At 53.4% G+C, this 19,239-nt stretch carries 15 protein-coding genes and 1 pseudogene; 8 read left to right on the forward strand and 8 right to left on the reverse strand.

The genetic code is table 11. The features are described 5' to 3' along the window. Positions 1-19 precede the first annotated feature (19 nt). The 7 genes and pseudogenes from M3087_RS08735 to M3087_RS08765 all read right to left on the reverse strand — a co-directional run bounded on the left by M3087_RS08735 (position 20) and on the right by M3087_RS08765 (position 5,946). Positions 20-778 (reverse strand): MBL fold metallo-hydrolase, encoded by a 759-nt coding sequence (locus M3087_RS08735; protein ID WP_022384167.1) that lies wholly within the window; start codon positions 776-778, stop codon positions 20-22. Between the two features lie 26 nt (positions 779-804). Beyond that, entirely contained in the window at positions 805-1,821 is a 1,017-nt protein-coding gene (gene murB / locus M3087_RS08740; protein WP_410796978.1) for a UDP-N-acetylmuramate dehydrogenase, read from the reverse strand. A gap of 104 nt (positions 1,822-1,925) precedes the next feature. Next, positions 1,926-2,678, reverse strand: a complete 753-nt coding sequence (locus tag M3087_RS08745; protein WP_249095033.1) for a DUF4348 domain-containing protein — start codon at positions 2,676-2,678, stop codon at positions 1,926-1,928. 268 nt (positions 2,679-2,946) lie between these two features. After that, positions 2,947-3,874: pseudogene (locus tag M3087_RS08750) on the reverse strand (ATP-binding protein). A gap of 309 nt (positions 3,875-4,183) precedes the next feature. Beyond that, positions 4,184-4,846 (reverse strand): hypothetical protein, encoded by a 663-nt coding sequence (locus M3087_RS08755; RefSeq protein WP_249095035.1) that lies wholly within the window; start codon positions 4,844-4,846, stop codon positions 4,184-4,186. Between the two features lie 217 nt (positions 4,847-5,063). After that, on the reverse strand, positions 5,064-5,255 hold the full coding sequence (locus M3087_RS08760; RefSeq protein ID WP_249095038.1) for a hypothetical protein: 192 nt from the start codon (positions 5,253-5,255) through the stop codon (positions 5,064-5,066). 28 nt (positions 5,256-5,283) lie between these two features. After that, positions 5,284-5,946, reverse strand: a complete 663-nt coding sequence (locus M3087_RS08765; RefSeq protein ID WP_249095040.1) for a hypothetical protein — start codon at positions 5,944-5,946, stop codon at positions 5,284-5,286. 1,145 nt (positions 5,947-7,091) lie between these two features. On the opposite strand from M3087_RS08765, the gene pheS reads away from it, so the two are divergent. The 8 genes from pheS (at position 7,092) to M3087_RS08805 (ending at position 16,678) form a co-directional block, all read left to right on the forward strand. After that, a complete protein-coding gene (pheS, locus tag M3087_RS08770) occupies positions 7,092-8,126 on the forward strand; it encodes a phenylalanine--tRNA ligase subunit alpha (protein ID WP_249095042.1) in 1,035 nt (344 codons plus the stop codon). A 103-nt stretch (positions 8,127-8,229) separates the two neighbouring features. After that, positions 8,230-9,426 (forward strand): MFS transporter, encoded by a 1,197-nt coding sequence (locus tag M3087_RS08775; RefSeq protein ID WP_022384105.1) that lies wholly within the window; start codon positions 8,230-8,232, stop codon positions 9,424-9,426. After that, positions 9,423-10,118 (forward strand): endonuclease III, encoded by a 696-nt coding sequence (gene nth / locus M3087_RS08780; RefSeq protein ID WP_022384104.1) that lies wholly within the window; start codon positions 9,423-9,425, stop codon positions 10,116-10,118. Before M3087_RS08775 ends, nth begins: the two co-directional genes overlap by 4 nt. A gap of 100 nt (positions 10,119-10,218) precedes the next feature. After that, a complete protein-coding gene (locus M3087_RS08785; protein ID WP_249095045.1) occupies positions 10,219-11,475 on the forward strand; it encodes a phosphoglycerate kinase in 1,257 nt (418 codons plus the stop codon). Positions 11,476-11,756: 281 nt separating this feature from the next. Beyond that, the gene (locus M3087_RS08790) at positions 11,757-12,716 is read left to right on the forward strand and encodes an ABC transporter substrate-binding protein (protein ID WP_249095047.1); all 960 of its coding nucleotides are present in this window, start codon (positions 11,757-11,759) and stop codon (positions 12,714-12,716) included. 29 nt (positions 12,717-12,745) lie between these two features. Further along, complete coding sequence (locus M3087_RS08795; protein WP_249095049.1) at positions 12,746-13,810, forward strand: porin; 1,065 nt, start codon at positions 12,746-12,748, stop codon at positions 13,808-13,810. 15 nt (positions 13,811-13,825) lie between these two features. Continuing rightward, positions 13,826-16,051: a tetratricopeptide repeat protein gene (locus M3087_RS08800; RefSeq protein WP_249095051.1), complete on the forward strand. Its 2,226-nt coding sequence runs from the start codon at positions 13,826-13,828 to the stop codon at positions 16,049-16,051. A gap of 156 nt (positions 16,052-16,207) precedes the next feature. Then, positions 16,208-16,678 (forward strand): hypothetical protein, encoded by a 471-nt coding sequence (locus M3087_RS08805; RefSeq protein WP_249095053.1) that lies wholly within the window; start codon positions 16,208-16,210, stop codon positions 16,676-16,678. A gap of 113 nt (positions 16,679-16,791) precedes the next feature. On the opposite strand, the gene M3087_RS08810 is transcribed toward M3087_RS08805, so the two are convergent. Further along, positions 16,792-19,065, reverse strand: a complete 2,274-nt coding sequence (locus M3087_RS08810; RefSeq protein ID WP_262918927.1) for a DUF5703 domain-containing protein — start codon at positions 19,063-19,065, stop codon at positions 16,792-16,794. Positions 19,066-19,239 lie beyond the last annotated feature (174 nt).

Genomic DNA, 19,239 nt, shown 5'->3' on the forward strand with positions numbered 1-19,239 from the left:
TTCAGCCTCCCATCCGCCATCAGACTTCGATTTCCAGTCCGTCGTATGCCATGTGTACATGCGGAGGCAATGACTGGGAGAACACGGCATGCAGTCCGATGTGATGGCTGGCATGCGTGAAGTAAGTCTCTTTCGCACCGACACGGGCTGCAAAAGCCAAAGCCTCCTCCACATTCTGGTGCGTCCAGTGTGGTTCAAAGCGCAAGGCATTCACCACCAGACAATCGACATTCTCCAGATGCGCGAACTCCTCTTCAGGCATGCTCTTCATGTCAGTGATGTAGACCAGTCCCCCGATGCGGTAGCCCAGGATGGGCAAGGGTCCATGCATCACCCGGAGAGGCATCACCTCCACCTCACGGATGAAGAAGGGACGTCCCGGATAAATCTCCTGCAGCTTCACTTGAGGGACTCCGGGATACTTATGTTCGGCAAAACAATAGGGAATGCGACGCCTCAACCGCTCCGCCGTGTAGTCCTCCGCATAAAGGGTGACTTCACCCAGGCGGCAGAACGGACGCAAGTCATCGATACCTCCCACATGGTCGTAATGCTCATGCGTGATGAGCACCCCGTCAATGGGTTGAAAAGGAAGGTTCATCACCTGCTCCCGGAAGTCGGGTCCGCAGTCAATCAGGATACGCGTGTCGTGCGTCTCCACCAGGGCAGACGTACGCAGACGCTTGTCGTGCGGGTCATCCGACCGACACACCTCGCAGGTGCATCCGACCTCGGGAACCCCGGTAGATGTCCCGCTGCCTAATATCGTTATCTTCATAAGAATCTCTTTAGGACCGAGTTGGATTAAACTATGTAATTCACTTCCGGATGAATCTCGACACCGAATTTCTCCTTCACATCCCGGCGGACGGCCTCAGCCAATGCCATGACCTCTGCACCCGTGGCACCACCCCGGTTGACAAGCACCAACGCCTGTCGGTCATGCACACCGGCACGTCCCAGCGCACGTCCTTTCCAGCCACACTGGTCGATCATCCATCCGGCAGGGATTTTCACATGGTCGGCATCCACCTCATAGAACGGCATGGAAGGATAGTCGGCACGGATGCGTTCAAAACACGGACGCTCCACCACCGGATTCATGAAGAAGCTGCCGGCATTGCCCTGCTTGCGCGGGTCGGGCAACTTGCTGTCGCGGATACGGCGCACCGCCTCGCGTACAGTTGCCAACGTCAGGGGTTTCCCTTCCAGTTCCGTACTCAGGTTACCATAATCCAGGCGGAAGTCCGGCTGCTTCCCCAGACGGTAGGTGACATGCGTCACGATGAACCGCCCTTTCCACTCATTCTTGAATATACTCTGACGATAGGCATACCGACAATCGGCTGCGGGAATAAGCCTCAACGCGCCGGTTGCCACCTCCACTACTTCCACTTCGGTGATCAGGTCTTTCACCTCGGCACCGTATGCACCGATGTTCTGCACGGCACTGGCACCCACCTCCCCGGGAATGGCGGACAGGTTCTCGGCACCATACCAACCCCGGTCCACACAGTGGGCCACAAAGTCATCCCACACTTCACCGGCACCGACCTTCACCCACACGTGACTGTCATCCTCGGCTACAGGTATCATACCACGTATGGCAGAATGGAGGACCGTTCCTCTGAAATCGCCTCCAAACAGCAGGTTGCTTCCACCCCCGATGGGGAGCAGACGGTCTTCAGCGCCTGCACGCCGACGTTCGGCCAGCACCGTCTGCAGGTCATCAACCGAAGTATATTCCACAAAAAAAGCTGCCTTCACATCCATCCCGAAGGTGTTGTGCGGCAGCAATGAATAGTCTGTATAACGATGTATCATAAACAAATATAGAACACGATTTAGAAACTGTTTCGCACCTGTCGTGCAGAAACGAATATGCAAGTCCGGGAAAGCCTTTTGCTGGAGCTCAAAGCCGTTTCCTAGTTGCTCAGGTCTTCAAAGCTGGACAGATACCACTCATCATGCTTGCGCGAGAAGAAGAGCGTATTGCTGTATCCGCTGCCGATGCCCCGGAAAGTGACAATCTTTTCCTTCGACGAGGGACTGTAAGGCTGTCCGTAGTTGATGTTGGTCATCTTGTCCTTGGGCAGATTCGGACGGAAGGCAAACCACTGGTCGACCTCGATGAACGCCTCCATCACATTGAAGTCATCGTCAGGGTCTGTCGTGACGAACTTCAGCGGAGACTCCACATGCTCCCGCTGGAAGATGGAGTCGTTGCAGAACTTGTAGAAGAATTGCAGGAAGTCCTCGTTGGGGTCATTCTTCAGCGAAGTCTCCTCGATGTCTTCCAGCATCCAGCGTCCGTTCACTCGTTCGAAATGGTAACGCCGTGTCTTCGACGTATCCAGGAAGAGCCATGAGACGTAGACCCGGTTGACGTCGGTCTTCTTCTCATACTCCATGTCCGGCTCACTGTCGAAGAGCATGTTGTAAAATTCCAGATTGGTATACAGGGCATCATGAATCCATGCCGAACGGGCGATGGTCGTCTGCACACTGTCTTCCTTATAAGGCAGAGGGAAATGCGTCCGATACAGCTGGAACTGCTTGTCTGAGGCATACGTATAGACAAAGTCGTCAAATGTCTCATCCAGATTTTCAGGGACATCCATCATCGCACGCACGGAATCAGCCGCCACGGAATCGGCAGCCACTGAATCTACAGTCACAACTCCGCTATTCACTCTCTTGGCTCCTTGACCGTTGCTGCATGCGCCAAACAACAGAAGCACGATTATTCCGATAGATAACGTTTTCATACCTTCTTTAAATTGGCACAAAAGTAGGTCTTTTCTCAATAGTAACAAAAGATTAAGGAGACAAATCCGTGTTGCCTTTCGCCCAAACAAAATCTTTACATTGAGGTCTGTATAGATTTTGCTGATATACGAGAATCAAAAGGTGGTAATCAAAACGACAACGACTATTTCCATAAGTTTATTGTTCAGTTGGTGGTTTAACAATAATACGCCAAGAACCAGCCTTATCAGAACCTTCATGAATGAGAATGCCTCTGTCTCGAAGATTCTTGATATTTTTCTCTATAGCGCGCTTTGTTACACCAACCTTATCAGCCATATTATCAGCTGTAATTGATGGGTCAGCAATAACGAGGTCAATTATCTTTTGTACAGTTTTACTGACTTTCTTAGATGTTTCGGATGTATCCCCGCACTTATCTGCATTTACACCGAACTTTTTCACCGAACTTTTGCTCGTTACACCGAACATTTTTGCATTTACACCGAACTCTTTGACCGAACATTTTTCGTTTACAGGACACTTTTCCTATTTACCCTATTAGCAGCTTCTTCCACAGATATTCTTCCATCCTCACTCCAGTTCAAATTATATAAAGTAGTATAAAAAGAAGCAGCTTCCGTTTGATATTGCGGTTCTTTTCCTAACAAAAAGTTGGGAAGTTTTTCTGTAAGCTCTCTCATTTTACGTAAGCCGGAACCACGTTTCTCCATATAGTTTAACTGTGTGAACACTTCTGCAATAACGGGATTACGGCGCATGGACGGCACTTTACTTATATCCCGATCTTGAATCTGTGTACCGTCAAGCATGGCCCCCGGTGATACCAGTTCGACGCGGTCATCATAAATATCTATATGCACTTCACCACCCATTATCGTATAATCTCTATGAATGAGGTGATTTACCAGTCCTTCAAAGAGGGCACGATCGGTAGACCAACAATCTCTCCGTCATCGTTTACTCCATAAAACAGACTGCCACCCTCCGTATTGGCAAAAGCTGACACGGATTTAAGCCATGATTTTATTTTCTTACGTTCCAACATTTCCTTGAAATCGTAAGCAGAACATTCTACTATCAATTTATTATTGTGTATCTGCATCATTTCCTTATTGTTGTTCAGGCATAAAGTCTTGATTCCATATACAAAGGTAAGTATAAAGCTGAAGAATACGTTAAAATTATCACTGTCATTCGATTGTTATGCGCTGATACCACTATCAATATGGGATCACATCAGAAAAATTTCCCCTAATCTTTACATTTCTTATAAGGCAGTTTTGAAAAAGGAATCCGACCCAAGCCTTCTTCCAGCGTATATTGAGCATACAGATGTACGAAGAATACGCAAATCAGGCAAATCAAGGTACAAAAGCGTTTCATAATCTATTCATTGTTTCAGGTTCAAGGGCTACATACCGGGTGCCCAGATATCCAGGTTATACAATTGGTCGTAGGTGTAATATTTCTCAGGGAACGGACGTTCTCCGATTTTTACGAACTTACCTCCTTTCACTTGATAGAGTTCGTCTATACGATAAGCACGTACCGGTGCCCGCTTTGTTAAATACTCATGATAAGTAATATGTGCCGGTTCAGTAACGACTAAATGGGATACGATAATGGTCAAGTCCTTGCCAATCCGATACTGCTTGATAGCAATATTACTATTAAGGGTGCAACCTTCCAATACATCAGTGATGTTTCCGTTCTCATCAGCCAAAAAGAGCTGATCATTCAAATAATCAGTGGCTCCTCCAAAGGTAACTGCACCAAGCACGTACTTTGAATCAGGGATTTTCACCTTCAGATAAAGAGAAGGATACAAATCCTCATTCTTATAAGCGCGGATATACTGTGTGGATTGCAAATCCTCATAGAGATTGTCCGGTATAACCGTGTTGATGGGAAATTCGCCCAAATAAGGGAATAGAGTCCACTTGCGACTAGAATAAGGAAGATCTACAAAAGGGACAGCATCTAGAGCCTGTTTAACAGTCTTGACATCCTGAGCAATACACCAATCTGCAGTCATCATGCTCAACATACAAATAAGTAATAGCAATCGTTTCATAATCATTTATTAGGTCTAATTTGTACTACATTATAAACTTTTTTACCATCCCATTTATAACCACTAATTTTATCTTCCTTTGGATCATAGTATAACCGATTCCCAGAGACTGCATTATGTGCCTGATTCTTATAACGTCCCGTCTCAATATAGGTAAAATAATATTGTTCTTTCTCCGAATCATACCCTCGTCCTGTTATAACAACCCAATGATCCGTCAGATTATTGCCGGAATGCGTGAATCAAAACTGACACAGCAAGTACCTTCATACTCAACAGGCAGATAGCGTTCCTTATAAGGCAGTTTCGAAAAAGGAATCCTATCCAAACCTTCTTCAAACGTATACTGAGCATACAGATGTACGAAGAATACGCAAACAAAGCAAATCAAGGTGAAAAAGCGTTTCATAATCCATTCATTGTTTCAGGTTCAAGGGCTACATACCGGGGGCCCAGATATCCAGGTTATACAATTGGTCGTAGGTGTAATATTTCTCAGGGAACGGACGTTCTCCGACTTTTACGAACTTACCTTCTTTCACTTGATAGAGTTCGTCCATACGATAAGCACGTACCGGTGCCTCATTTGTCAAATACTCATCATAAGTAATGTGCGCCGGCTTGGTTACGACCAGATGGGAGACCGTGATGGACAGGTCCTCGTAAATCCGATACTGCTTGATGGCAATATTGCTGTTGAGGGTACAGCCTTCCAATACATCGGTGATGTTCCCGTTTTCATCAGCCAAAAAGAGCTGATCGTTCCAATAATCTGTAGAACCTCCAAAAGTGACAGCCCCTAATATATAATGTGTTGCAGGAACTTTCATCTTCAAATAAAGTGAAGGATATAAGTCTTCCGAACGACTGGCATGAATGTATTGAGTACATTGCAAGTCTTCATAAAGCTTATCCGGAATCACAGTATTGATGGGAAATTCTCCTAGATAACTATAATTTGTCACTTTCGAAGTCATATAAGGTGGTTCTACAAAAGACACCGCATCCAGTGCCTGTTTGACGGTCTTGATGTCCTGAGCGAAACTCCAATCCGTGAGGAGGATGCTCAGCATGCAAAGAAGGAATAGCAATCGTTTCATAATTAGGGTTTTCAGTTATTTCATGCAACGTTTTATCGAGTGTCGGGGGTTGCCCGCCCGGGGCGTCAGACAACTTACCCCCGGAAATCGCCTGACAGTCCCATACGGGCGGACAACCTCCGACACTGCAAGGCTTCTGTCAGACCGACTGACACAGGCCGTCAGCAAGTCACAAAGATACGTTTGAAACAAGCCATCTTCCAAAGGAGAAATTTAAGATTTAGGATTCTTTTTGGATAAGATTCTCATTTGTATATCATACACTTATAGAATATTCTTCACAGGATTTTTCGTTTCATCCCGTACTTGCAGGGCGGACTGACGTACTTCGGTTTGAGAAAAAGACGTAAGTCTCGCGTATGCGGTACCTGCCCCGGGAAACGAATTGTTAAAAGGGACCGTCCGTTTTGTCAGAATGCAGCCGTACTTCCACTTTTGCTTGACAGATTTCACAGAATGGGACTTTTGCCCTAACGCATACTTTTCAAAATCCGGGCAAACCAGCGCGCAAACGTAAATGAATGCAAACAAAAAGCCGGAAAAGAGGACTTGGTTTTAGAAAACTATACACTTCATTTTCGAAATCCTTACATTTTAACGCTCAAACAATATTGTTTCACGCGTCAAACACTTGTGTTTGGGAAGTCAAACAATATTGTTTCACCTCCCAAACAATATTGTTTCGTCCGCGAAAGTCAAATGTTTGGAAAATGAAACGCAAAAACATCAAGTTTCATTCGCTGGAAGGAGAGCCGTGTCAACAAATCGGATGGTAATAAAAGGGAGGGATATTTCCGTTTACAAGAAAACAGGTGAACCGTGTTTCATCTTTACACATGGCAGATGGAAAGCACCAGGAGCTTATCGGCGACAATCTGCATTTTGCGAATCGTCTGAGAAGGGCCTCGGAATCCACGAAAGCGTATTTTGGTGCGAGGAAGGGCACCGGGAAGGGCTTCGTTTGACAAAATGTCAATTCCGGGAAGCGACGGGACCGGAAGGCAGCGCGTCCGCTCATCGGCTGACAGAAAGGGAAGCAGAATGAAAATATTTCCTCGTCGGCTAAAAACAACCATTATTCCACAGATTTCATTACCTTTGCAACGATTTTGCACACAGACAAACAAAACATTAAGGACACAATAATGATAGCAAAGATTCAACAACTTCTATCAGAGGTAGAGACCTTGAAGGCCAACAGTGCCGAGGAACTGGAAGCACTGCGCATCAAATACCTCAGCAAGAAAGGGGTCATCAGTGAACTGATGGCGGACTTCCGCAATGTGCCGGCTGAACAGAAAAAGGAGGTCGGCATGAAGCTCAACGAACTGAAACAACGCACGCAGGAGCGCATCGCCGCCCTGAAAGAGGTGTTCGAGAGTCAGGACCACGGCTGCGACGAACTCGACCTGACCCGCACGGCTTACCCCATCGCTCTGGGCACACGTCATCCGCTCTCCATCGTGAAGAACCAAATCATCGACATATTCGCCCGCATGGGCTTCAACATCGCCGACGGTCCCGAGGTGGAGGATGACCTCCACGTCTACACGAAGCTGAACTTCGCCGCCGACCACCCGGCACGCGACATGCAGGACACCTTCTTCGTGGATGTCGACCCAGACGACGTGACGCGCAACGTCATCCTGCGTTCGCACACCAGCTCCGTGCAGGTGCGCACCATGGAACGCCAGCAACCGCCCATCCGCATCATCTGCCCGGGACGTGTCTACCGCAACGAGGCCATCAGCTACCGTGCACACTGCTTCTTCCACCAGGTGGAAGCGCTCTACATCGACAAGGGGGTATCGTTCACCGACCTGAAGCAGGTGCTGCTGCTCTTCGCACAGGAGATGTTCGGCAGCGACACGAAAATCCGTCTGCGTCCGTCCTACTTCCCCTTCACGGAGCCCAGTGCCGAGATGGACATCAGCTGCAACATCTGCGGCGGCAAGGGCTGTCCCTTCTGCAAGGGTACCGGATGGGTGGAAATCCTCGGCTGCGGCATGGTGGACCCCAACGTGCTGGAAGCCTGCGGCATCGACAGCAAGATCTACAGCGGCTACGCACTGGGCATGGGCATCGAGCGCATCACCAACCTGAAATATCAGGTGAAGGACCTGCGCATGTTCTCCGAGAACGACGTCCGCTTCCTGCGCGAGTTCGAGGCTGCCAACTGACATACCGGTGCATGTGTGAAAGGCTTATCTGCCGGCAAGGAGTCTGCCGACGGGTAAGCCTTTCGCCCAAGCGCCCTATCCAAGCAAGAACTTTTACCATACAATGAAGGACAGACTATTCACTCCCAGCTACTATTTCATCCTGGCAGCCAACTTCCTGCTGTTTTTCGGATTCTGGTTCCTGATGCCCGTGCTTCCCTTCTACCTCCAGGAGGTCTTCCGGGTCAATGAGTCGGGCATCGGCATCATCCTGGCTTCCTACACGGTGGCATCGCTCTGCATCCGTCCGTTCTCGGGCTATCTCATCGACACCTTCGCCCGCAAGCCCCTCTACCTGCTCGCCTATTTCGTGTTCACCTGCATGTTTGCCGGCTACATCGTGGCAGGTGCCCTCACACTGTTCGTCATCTTCCGCGTCATCCACGGACTGTCGTTCGGCATGGTAAGCGTCAGCGGAAACACCATCGTCATCGACATCATGCCGTCGTCGCGACGTGGCGAGGGACTGGGTTACTACGGGCTGGCAAACAACTTTGCCATGTCGACGGGACCGATGGCAGGACTTTTCGCCCACAATGCCGGCGCCTCGTTCACCCTCATCTTCACCTGTTCGCTGCTGTCCGCCGCGTTGGGGTTCGTCATGGCAACTCTGGTGAAGACACCCTACAAGGCACCCGTCCGTCGTGAGCCCATCTCCCTCGACCGCTTCATCCTCCTGAAGGGCATGCCGGCGGGACTCGCCCTGCTGCTGCTGTCCATCCCCTACGGCATGACGACCAACTATGTCGCCATGTATGCGCAGGAAATCGGGCTGGATGTCGAGACAGGCTTCTTCTTCACCTTCATGGCGGTGGGCATCGCCATCTCCCGACTGTTCTCCGGACGGATGGTCGACCGAGGAAAAATCACCCAGGTCATCTCGGCAGGCAACTGTGTGGTCATCGTCTGCTTCTTCCTGCTGGCAGCCTGCGAGAACCTCTACGCCTGGTCGGCAACGGCAGCCGGCTACCTCTTCTTCGGTGTCGCCCTGTTCCTGGGCATCGGGTTCGGCACCATGTTCCCCGCCTTCAACACGCTCTTTGTCAACCTGGCTCCCAACAGCCAGCGCGGCACAGCCACCTCGACCTACCTCACCTCGTGGGACGTAGGCATCGGTCTGGGCATGGTGGCAGGCGGATACATCGCCCACATCAGCAATTTCCACGACGCCTACCTGTTCGGTGCCACGCTCACCATCATCTCGGCGCTCTATTTCCGTTTCAAGGTCACTCCACATTTTAATCATAACAAGGTAAGATGAAAAAACAAGAACTCTATGACCGGGTCATGGCGTACATGCGCGAGGCAATCCCCGTCGCCGAGACCGAGCTGCACTACCGGAACCCCTACGAACTCCTGGTGGCAGTCATCCTCTCGGCACAATGTACGGACAAGCGGGTGAATCTCATCACCCCTGCCCTGTTCGAGGCATACCCCACCCCGGAAGTGATGGCAGCCGCCACCCCGGAAGCCGTCTTCGAGTACGTCCGCAGTGTCTCCTATCCCAACAACAAGGCCAAGCACCTGGTGGGCATGGCACGCATGCTGGTTAATGACTACCACGGCGAGGTGCCCGACACGCTGGAGGAACTGGTCAAGCTCCCCGGCGTGGGACGGAAGACTGCCAACGTCATCCAGGCGGTGGTGTTCAACAAAGCCGCCATGGCGGTCGACACCCATGTCTTCCGTGTGAGCCACCGCATCGGACTGGTCCCCGACCGTTGCACCACCCCGCTCAGTGTAGAAAAAGAACTGACAAAGTATATCCCCGCAGAGGTCATCCCCACTGCCCACCACTGGCTCATCCTGCATGGACGTTACACGTGCATCGCCCGTCGGCCGAAGTGTGAACAATGTGGTCTGAATTTGCTATGCAAACATTACAAAAAGGAGCACAAACTCCGGGAAGCTGACAAATCTGAAACCAATCCGGGTACTTCCGAAGCGAAATAAGCCGGGCAAACGCCTTGACTGAAAGCATAAAATTCCTACCTTTGCGTGCACAGAATATTGCCAAGAACTAAAATCCATATAACAAAAAATCAAAAACACTATGCAAACCATTGACAACTTCAATTTTGCCGGAAAGAAGGCATTTGTCCGTGTAGACTTCAACGTTCCCCTGGACGAGAATTTCAACATCACCGACGATACCCGCATCCGTGCAGCCATGCCTACCTTGAAAAAGATCCTGGCCGATGGCGGTATGCTGATCATTGCTTCTCACATGGGACGCCCCAAGAAGAACCCGGATCCCAAGTATTCGTTGAAACACATCCTGGCTCATGTATCTGAAGTGTTGGGCGTAGATGTCAAATTTGCTGACGACTGCCAAAAGGCTCAAGATATCGTGGCTTCCCTGAAACCGGGCGAGGCTGTCCTGCTGGAGAACCTCCGCTTCTATGCAGAAGAGGAAGGCAAACCCCGCGGTCTTGCCGACGATGCTTCGGAAGAAGAGAAGAAGGCTGCCAAGAAGGCCATCAAGGAAAGCCAGAAGGAGTTCACCAAGGTGTTGGCTGCCTATGCTGACTGCTATGTGAACGACGCCTTCGGTACGGCACACCGTGCACATGCCTCTACGGCTCTCATCGCCGACTACTTCGATGCCGACCACAAGATGTTCGGTTACCTGATGGAGAAAGAGGTGAAGGCTGTCGACAAGGTGATGAACGACATCAAGCGTCCGTTCACTGCCATCATGGGCGGCTCGAAGGTGTCGACCAAGATTGAAATCATCGAGAACCTGCTGACCAAGGTGGACAACCTAATTCTCGCCGGCGGCATGACCTACACGTTCATGAAAGCCATGGGCGGAACGGTCGGTACTTCCATCTGCGAGGAGGACAAACTCGACCTGGCGCTGGACATCATGAAGAAAGCCAAGGAAAACGGCGTGAACCTGGTACTGGCTGTCGACACCAAGGTGGGCGATGCCTTCTCCAACGACGCCAACACGAAGATTGTTCCTTCCAAGGAAATTCCCGACGGATGGGAAGGTATGGACATCGGTCCGAAGTCCGAGGAACTGTTTGCCAACGTCATCAAGGGTTCGAAGACCATCCTGTGGAACGGTCCGACCGGCGTGTTCGAGTTCGACAACTTCTCACACGGTTCGCGTGCCGTGGGTGAAGCCATCGTGGAAGCTACCAAGAACGGTGCCTTCTCACTCGTGGGTGGCGGCGACTCCGTGGCTTGCGTGAACAAGTTCGGCCTTGCCAGCGGCGTATCTTACGTGTCAACCGGTGGCGGTGCCTTGCTGGAAGCCATCGAAGGCAAAGTACTGCCGGGCATCGCAGCCATCAAAGGCTAAGGCTATTGGTTTGTATACCCTACTTTCGCAGACTCCGACAGCTGCCGGGCAAGCTCCGGTCAACGGACAGGCCGGAGTCTGCGAAACTTCAATTCCATGAAGAAAGAGGCTGTCTCAACCTGCACATCAGGCCGGTTTCTTGCATGCAGACGACGCAGGGTTCCTGCTTCCCGGTGCAACGGGAAGGGCTTTCCCCGCATCATCGGTGTCCTCTGCGCCTGAAGCACACGCCTTGAGACATCCTCTTTCTTTTGTCTTTCTCACCCATCCATCGTTCAGCTATGAGACTAAAAGCTACAGCCCTTCTCTGCTTCTGTCTGGGACTCGTGTCCCTGGCTTCATGCGGACTGTTCCGGAAGGAGAAACCCGTCGCCGTGAAGCCCGACCTGGTCATAGGCTACTTCCCGTCGAGCGACATGCTGCCTTTCTACCTGGCACTCCAACAGGGATACTTCGATTCGTTGCAGGTCAGACCTTTCTTCCTGCGGATGGAATCGAAGCTTCAATGTGACACGCTCTACCGCAAGGGACGGCTTGACGGCTGCATCTTTGACCTGACCGATGCCCTGCGCATGTCTGCACAAGGCAACCGCATCCATCCCGTCATGGGCAACGAGGGGTGCTTCTACCTGCTCGGCACGCCCGACTCGACCATCCTGACACACACTGCCCTGAAGGACCGCACCATCGCCGTGGCAAGCTATACGGCTGCCGACTACCTTGCCGACCGCCTCATCCGCAGTGCGGGACTGACCAACGACGAGGTGAGCAAACCGGCCATCGGCGACGACGTGACACGGATGGAGATGCTGCTCAACGGACAGGTGGATGCCGGCATCTTCCGCGAGCCCTACTCCACACAGGCGGTGCGGAGGAAAGCCCTGAAGCTGTACTCCTTCCGCGAGCTTGACGAAATCACCACCGTGACGGCTTTCAGCCAACAGGCACTGAACAAGAAAGCCGAGTCCATCCGCAAGCTCATCCGGGCATACGACCGGGCAGTGGACTACATGAACTCCCACCCCGTGAGAAGCTGGTACCGCCCTGTAGCAGACAGCATCGGCTTCCCCCACTGGAAGGCGCCCATCCGCATCGCCCCGTTCCACCGGGCACGCCCCATCCCGCAAGCACACGTCGATTCTGCCGCCCAATGGATGAAGCGCTACGAGCTGATTCCGGCAGAATTCTCCGCCGACATTGTCGACCGCACCGTGCTGAACAGTCTGAGGAAGAAGAACTAACATTCCCCTTTTTCATCGAACATTGAACCATGACTTATAAACGATTCTACGCGCTGGTGCTGGCAGCACTGCTGGTCCTGCCTGCCTGCGCCCAACTGAAACTGAAAGAGATTGCCAGCGTCCCGCAATTCGGGGGTTACCTCGTCGGACGCGCCCAATATACCAACGACCGCACCTCCAAGAACGGGGGCGGCTTTGACCTGCGCATGGTGCGCGGCTACGTCAAGGGAACCATCCTGAAGGAGTGGAACTACTACATCCAGCTGGAGTACAGCGGGGCACCGGGAGTGGACAAAGGGGTCCGCCTGCTTGATGCCTACGGCGAGTGGAAACGCTTCCCCGAATTCAGCGTGAAGTTCGGACAGATGAAGCGCGTCTTCACCTTCGAGAATCCTTACAGCCCCTGGGACACGGGGTTCGGCAACTACTCCCAGCTGGTGCAGAAGCTGGCAGGCATGAGCGACCGTGTGGGCGAACATTCGTCAGGCGGACGTGATGCCGGCATCGTGGTGCAGGGCGACTTGTTCCCTGCCGAAGACCACCGCTGGCTGCACTACCAGGTGGGCATGTACAACGGACAGGGCATCAACCACTCTGACGAGAACAAACAGAAGGATGTCATCGGCGGTCTGTGGGTATCCCCGACCAAGGAACTGCAAATCGGTGCCTTCGGCTGGACGGGACGCTACACCAAGAACAATGTCACCGTCGACCGCAACCGCATGGCGTACGGCATCAAGTACGAGGGCGACTGGACGGTGCGTGCCGAATATGCCACCTCACAGGGTGGAAAGACCGACAACCGGTTTGCCGCCACACGCGCCGACGCCTGGTATGTCTCCGTGGGGGCTCCCCTCTGCAAGAAGCTGAAGGCCTATGCCGTGTGGGACGTGTACCGCGACGAGAAGACGAGCGACACGCAGAATGCTCTCTACACGCTCGCCCTGAACTACCGACTGTGGAAGAACCTCATGATACAGGGCACCTACAGCTACACCGACGGCAGCCAGGCTGCCTACTCCGATACAGGAGAACGGAGCGTGAGCAAGAACAACTACCACACCGCCATGCTCCAGCTTTACGTACGTTTCTAATCACTGCATACGACAATGAACAACGCCAATCAGATCCAGACACACTATCAGAGCATCGCTGCCCTGCTGGCAGACCACCGGCTGAAGCAGGCGCTCGACGAACTGGGGTCGTTCGTAAAGGAGGTACCCGAATGGGACCTGCACAGCCAGTTTGACGAGCTACAGACTGCCTACCGCTACATGCTCCAGTACTTCCGCCGCAACGTGAGCGACCCGCAACGTGAGCGTCTTCATGCCGACCTGCTCAGAAAGACCTATGCCTTGAACGAACGCCTGCTCATGGTGCAGATGGAGCTGATTTCGTCGGAACTGTTCTATGCCACCCTCCGCGAGCAGAAACAGGACGCACGCAGCCTGGCAGACTATCGCCTTGTCTTCGAGACGTTCGCCGAGGACATGGCGATGACGCGCCTGCTCCATCAGGGTGAACAGCTGACGGCAGAGCTGGACAAGCTGCACACCAGCCACGAGTCGGCACAGAACAGCCTGTTCAACAAAGTGTGGACCTCGCCGGCATGGGGTGCCGACATGCTGGAGGAGGCGCGCACCTTCCTCGCATCGGTACTGGTGCCTTCCAACGACCTGGCACTCTTCGTGAGTGCGGTGACGATGGGACTGCTGCAGGTGTTCGATGCCCGCAAGCTGCACTGCCTCTTTGATGCCTGCGAACACACCGACACCCAGGTGGCACAGCGTGCGCTGACAGGCATCGTCCTGGCATGTCTCGCCTATGAGAAAAGACTGACGGCGGAACCGGAACTGCTGGCACGCCTGCAACTGTTGCAGGAGAAGCCGGACTTCACCCGACGGCTGCTGGAGATGCAGATTCAGCTGCTGCGCATCCGCGAGACCAAGAAGGCAGACCGCAAGATGCGCGATGAAATCATCCCCGAGGTCCTCAAGAACAGCCGCAACATCAACCGCTCGAAAATCAACTTCATCGAGCTGGACGAAGAGACGCTCCTCGATGACAAGAACCCGGAATGGAAGAAGTGGGAGGAGGAGAATGCAGGACTGACCAGCAAGATGCAGGAGCTGGGCAACATGCAGATGGAGGGCATCGATGTCTACATGAGCACGTTCTCCCAGCTGAAGAGCTTCCCGTTCTTCCGCAACGTCTGCAACTGGTTCTACCCCTTCGACCCGCAACACAGCGTGGTCGTCCGTGTCTTCCCCGAAGAGGAACAGCAGAAGAACTTTATGGTGCGCGGCATCCTCGCCTCGCCTTTCTTCTGCAACTCCGACAAATACTCCTTCTGCCTCACGGTGAACAACATCCCCGCCAAGCAACGGGAGATGTTCGCCTCCGGCTTTCCCGGACAGAACGAGCTGCCCCAGGAGGCGGAAGCCTGGAAACAGGAGAATGCCTCAGCCGAAGTCATCAACCGGCAATACCTGCAAGACCTCTACCGCTTCTTCAAGGTGCATCCCCGACGCCATGAGTTCACCGACATCTTCGAGACGTTGTCCTTCAACTTCCGCGATAACAGCCTCCTGCGTCCGCTCCTCTCCGATGCCGACGCACGTCGCAAGGTGGCTGAATACCTGTTTCACAAGGAATACTACGACGAGTCCCTGCGTCTGTTTGACGAGCTTGTCGCGGACGAAGCTGTGGATGCGGAGCTGTTCCAGAAGGTGGGATTCTGTCACCAGAAGACCAAAGACTATCCGAAGGCAATCGAGGCATACCTGCAAGCCGATGTGCTGAAGCCGGATGTGCTGTGGACCATCCGTCACCTGGCGCAGTGCTTCCGCCTGTCGAAGGAACCGGAAGCTGCCCACCCCTACTACCTGAAGGCGCTGGAAATGCAACCGGACAACCTCGCCCTGCTGCTCCAGACGGGGGAATGCGAAGTGGAGATGGAACGTTACGAGGATGCTTTTGCCCGCTTCTTCAAGGTGGAATACCTCGACGGAAGTTCCCTGCGTGCCCGTCGCTGCATCGCCTGGTGTTCGTTCATCACCGGCAAGTATGACCAGGCAGAGAAATACTACAACCAGTTGCTCCAAGCCGACAAACCCGACGTGCAGGACTACCTGAATGCCGGTCACACCGCCTGGGTGCAAGGCAACACGGAACGTGCCGTATCTCTGTACCTGAAGGGCTGCCGTGCGAAGGGCGATACGGAGTCGTTCATCGACCTCCTCTTCAAGGACCGGGAGGAACTGGAACGTCAGCATGTCTCTCCCGACGACCTGACCCTCATGGCGGATGTGCTGCGCTATGGGGAGGGGGAGTAAAGAAATATAGAAGGGCTTCGGTGCATGAAAGGAACAGGGGAAGAGCAAAAGAGTCGTGTTACAAAACCTTAAAGTTCTTCCCTTCTCATGGTAGTTTTTCGACAAAGGACAGTCTTCGGGTAAAAGACTTGCATATTCTAACAAAAACTTACCATTATGAGAACAAGATTTTTGCTCCTTTTTGTCAGTATGCTCCTGCTCCTTTCATGCGAAAAGAAGGATTATTCACCCCACATCTCTCCGAACTGGTTTACCCTGTCCGATAAGAATGCGGAAGTACATGTCGAAGTAGATCCGGATTGCGAAATGTGGGGATTCAACATGGACGAATCTCCCATGTATCCTATCACGGAAGAAATGAAGGAAAAGTCCATGAGCATCCAGCCCATTGACGAACACCACCAAGCAACCATCTACTGCAAAGAAAATCAGTTAGACAAGATAGACTTTGGTGTGATGACCATCGAGAAAGAGGGAAAAGGCAAGTACAAAATCCTATTCACTCCTAAAGACGGTTTGCCCGTTCCACAATTTATCACCTGCGGTTTCATGTCAGCCGAAGGAAGAGCCAATTTAGTTATTCTCTTCAAACGACAAATCCGGGACACAGACTATGATGACTTCTAACCGCTGAAAGCAATCCTTCGACTTTCGCAAGCTGAAGTCGCAGTAAATAAGAAGCCCGAATCGCATTAGACCACTCTGAGCCTAATGACGATTCGGGCTAAATCGTACTTATCTCACTCCGCAGGCATCACCACATCCGCCTTACGCTCACGAGGCAGGACATCCAGCCGTTTCACCTGCCCGTCTTCATAGAGCACCTCCACCGTCGTGTTGCCCGGTGCATGGAGCTTGAAGTGGACATCCCGGTCGCGAGGCCATGCCGGAAGGATGTATATCCTGTCACCTTCCGTCTGCAGAAGCATCTCCTGCAGACCAATCATGCCGCTGCCACCCCAGTTGTGGTCGGGAGTCCAGTCGTAGCCGGGACCCCAGAAGGCAGGGAAACGGTGCGGACCGTCAGCCAGCTTCTCATCCGTCCACTTCACCGCCTCATCCGTCAGACCCAGACAGGCAGCCCAGATGTTGTCCTGCTTCCAGCCCTTCGACGTGCGGAACTTCAGCGCGTCGGCATCATGGAGATAGGTGTTGCGCGCCACTTCCAACCCTTCCGCGTCCGCCGAAGCGACGGTGTGGATACGCCACGGGAAGACGGGATAGAGCTGAGGAGTCTCCACATTGTTGATGCGCTCCCAGGTCTTTGCCGGCGCAATCATCTCCCGTCCGTCGACCACCCGACGGGGAATCTCCGGGATGCGGGCGAGCAGGCTGCGCCATGCCGAGGTGGCTGTATCGCCCTGCGCCTCCTTCACCTCGATGAGGGTGCGCGTGACCGTCTGCAGGGCGGCAACGGTCGAGGCGGCATTGTTCGCCATCTTGTAAGTCTCACAACCGGAACCGGGGAAAAGCACCAGCTTGCCGTCGGCATCCAGGGCGTTCCGACCGCGACGGGAAGCCAGGTAGCGGTAGTGCTCGTCAAAGAACGTCAGTGCACTCTCCACCAGGGGAAGATAGCGGCTGATGTCAGCCTGACGGTAACGGTATGTCTCCAGAATCATCTGGCAGAACTCCAGCACGGTGTCCCACTCATACTCCAGCCAGGCATTGTACTCCAGTCCAGGGTCAAACCAGGAGGGACGTTTCGTGCCGTACTCCGCCGGGTTGGGTAGTCCGAAGTTCTCTATCTGCTCGCAGAAGCAGCCCCCGGCATGCCCCCAGTAGACCAGGCTCCGCAGCTCGGCATTGCCAAGCATGCGCAGGTAGGTGTCAAACTGCGACGGCATCAGGTCGAAGTCCCCGCTCTTGAGCATTCCCCAATAGACGAGGCGCTGGTTCTGCGCCGTCATCGTGCCTCCTCCCCACTTGCGGTAGTCGGGTGTAAAGGCTTGCGTGGAGTCCACCCCGCAAGGGTCGAACGTGAAGAGTCCGCCGTTGAACTTCGTCGGGTAGGCTCCGTAGGCATTGCAACCCAGCATGTAGCGGAAGAGCGTGTAGTTGCGTGCCAAGGTTCCTGCCTTGCTGCCGGCTGGCGCGTCGATGAAGCTGCGCTGCCAGAAGGCGTTCCACCAGGCACGTGTCTCCCGGCGGTCGCTCTCGGTACGGACGGAAGCCACGGTCTGCCGCAAGCCGTCCTTCCATGCCTCCAGGTCGGGGGTCTGCCGGGTATGCAGGGCTATCAGCACCTCGTGCCGACGGGCTGCCTGCCGTGCACGGAACTGCCAGGCACGGAAGTCCGTACCGGCATACGTCGCGTCCGCTGTCCCGACGAAGGTGAGATTCGTGCCCCACAGCTTTCCGCCGCTCACCAAGTTCCCGATGGGGTTCATCAGACGGGACTTGACGCCCTCCAGCCCTTGCTGTGCGACGACCTCGTCAAAGACCGTCCGCCCGGGGTTGCGGTGGTAGAAGAGCACGCCGTCATCCGTGGGCTCCATCACGTCGTGCGTCGTCACCGCCTTCTTGGGAATCGCCCACTTGTAGGAGCACTGCTGTCCCTCTCCCTTGCGCAGCGGACGGTCGGCATACCGCCAGTTCTCGTACGTCAGCGTATAGGTAAAGGGCCGTTTGCCCGACAGCTCCAGGTGCACCACCGGACGGTGCACATCCGCCCACAGCTGCACGGTGACGCCGCGGAGCAGGACCTCCACATAGCCGTCGTTCAGCTTCAGCGTCTGCCGGAAGTCACCGTCCAGCAGCGAGGGGTCGTCCAGCCGGACACGCACACGCCCCTGCTTCAGGAGCGTATTGTGCTCATCAAAGGTACCGCTGCGGCTCAGGTAGAACAGCAGTTCGCCGTTTTCCACCCATACGTTCATGCCGATGTCGCCACCGCCGCAAGGCATCGACTCCGAAGAGTTCCGGCTCGGCGTGGTCCACGTGTAGTCGTCCGGTTGTGCCCACAGGCCGAGGGACACCAGGACGGTCGCTAAGAATGTTGTGAATCGAAGCATCTGTCTCGTCATTTTCAAGGTCCGACAATACGGAGAAACCGCTGACGAAGTTCCTTCCTCGTCAGCCGACGTCCGTACAGACCGGACTTAGGTTATCTGTTAATCATACTTTCCAGGCACACACTTCTTCATACAAGCTCCCCAAGAAGCATCCATGAATCCGGCAAGCCGAGT

This window comes from Mediterranea sp. ET5 (genome assembly GCF_023337025.1).
Taxonomy (GTDB): Bacteria; Bacteroidota; Bacteroidia; order Bacteroidales; family Bacteroidaceae; genus Phocaeicola_A.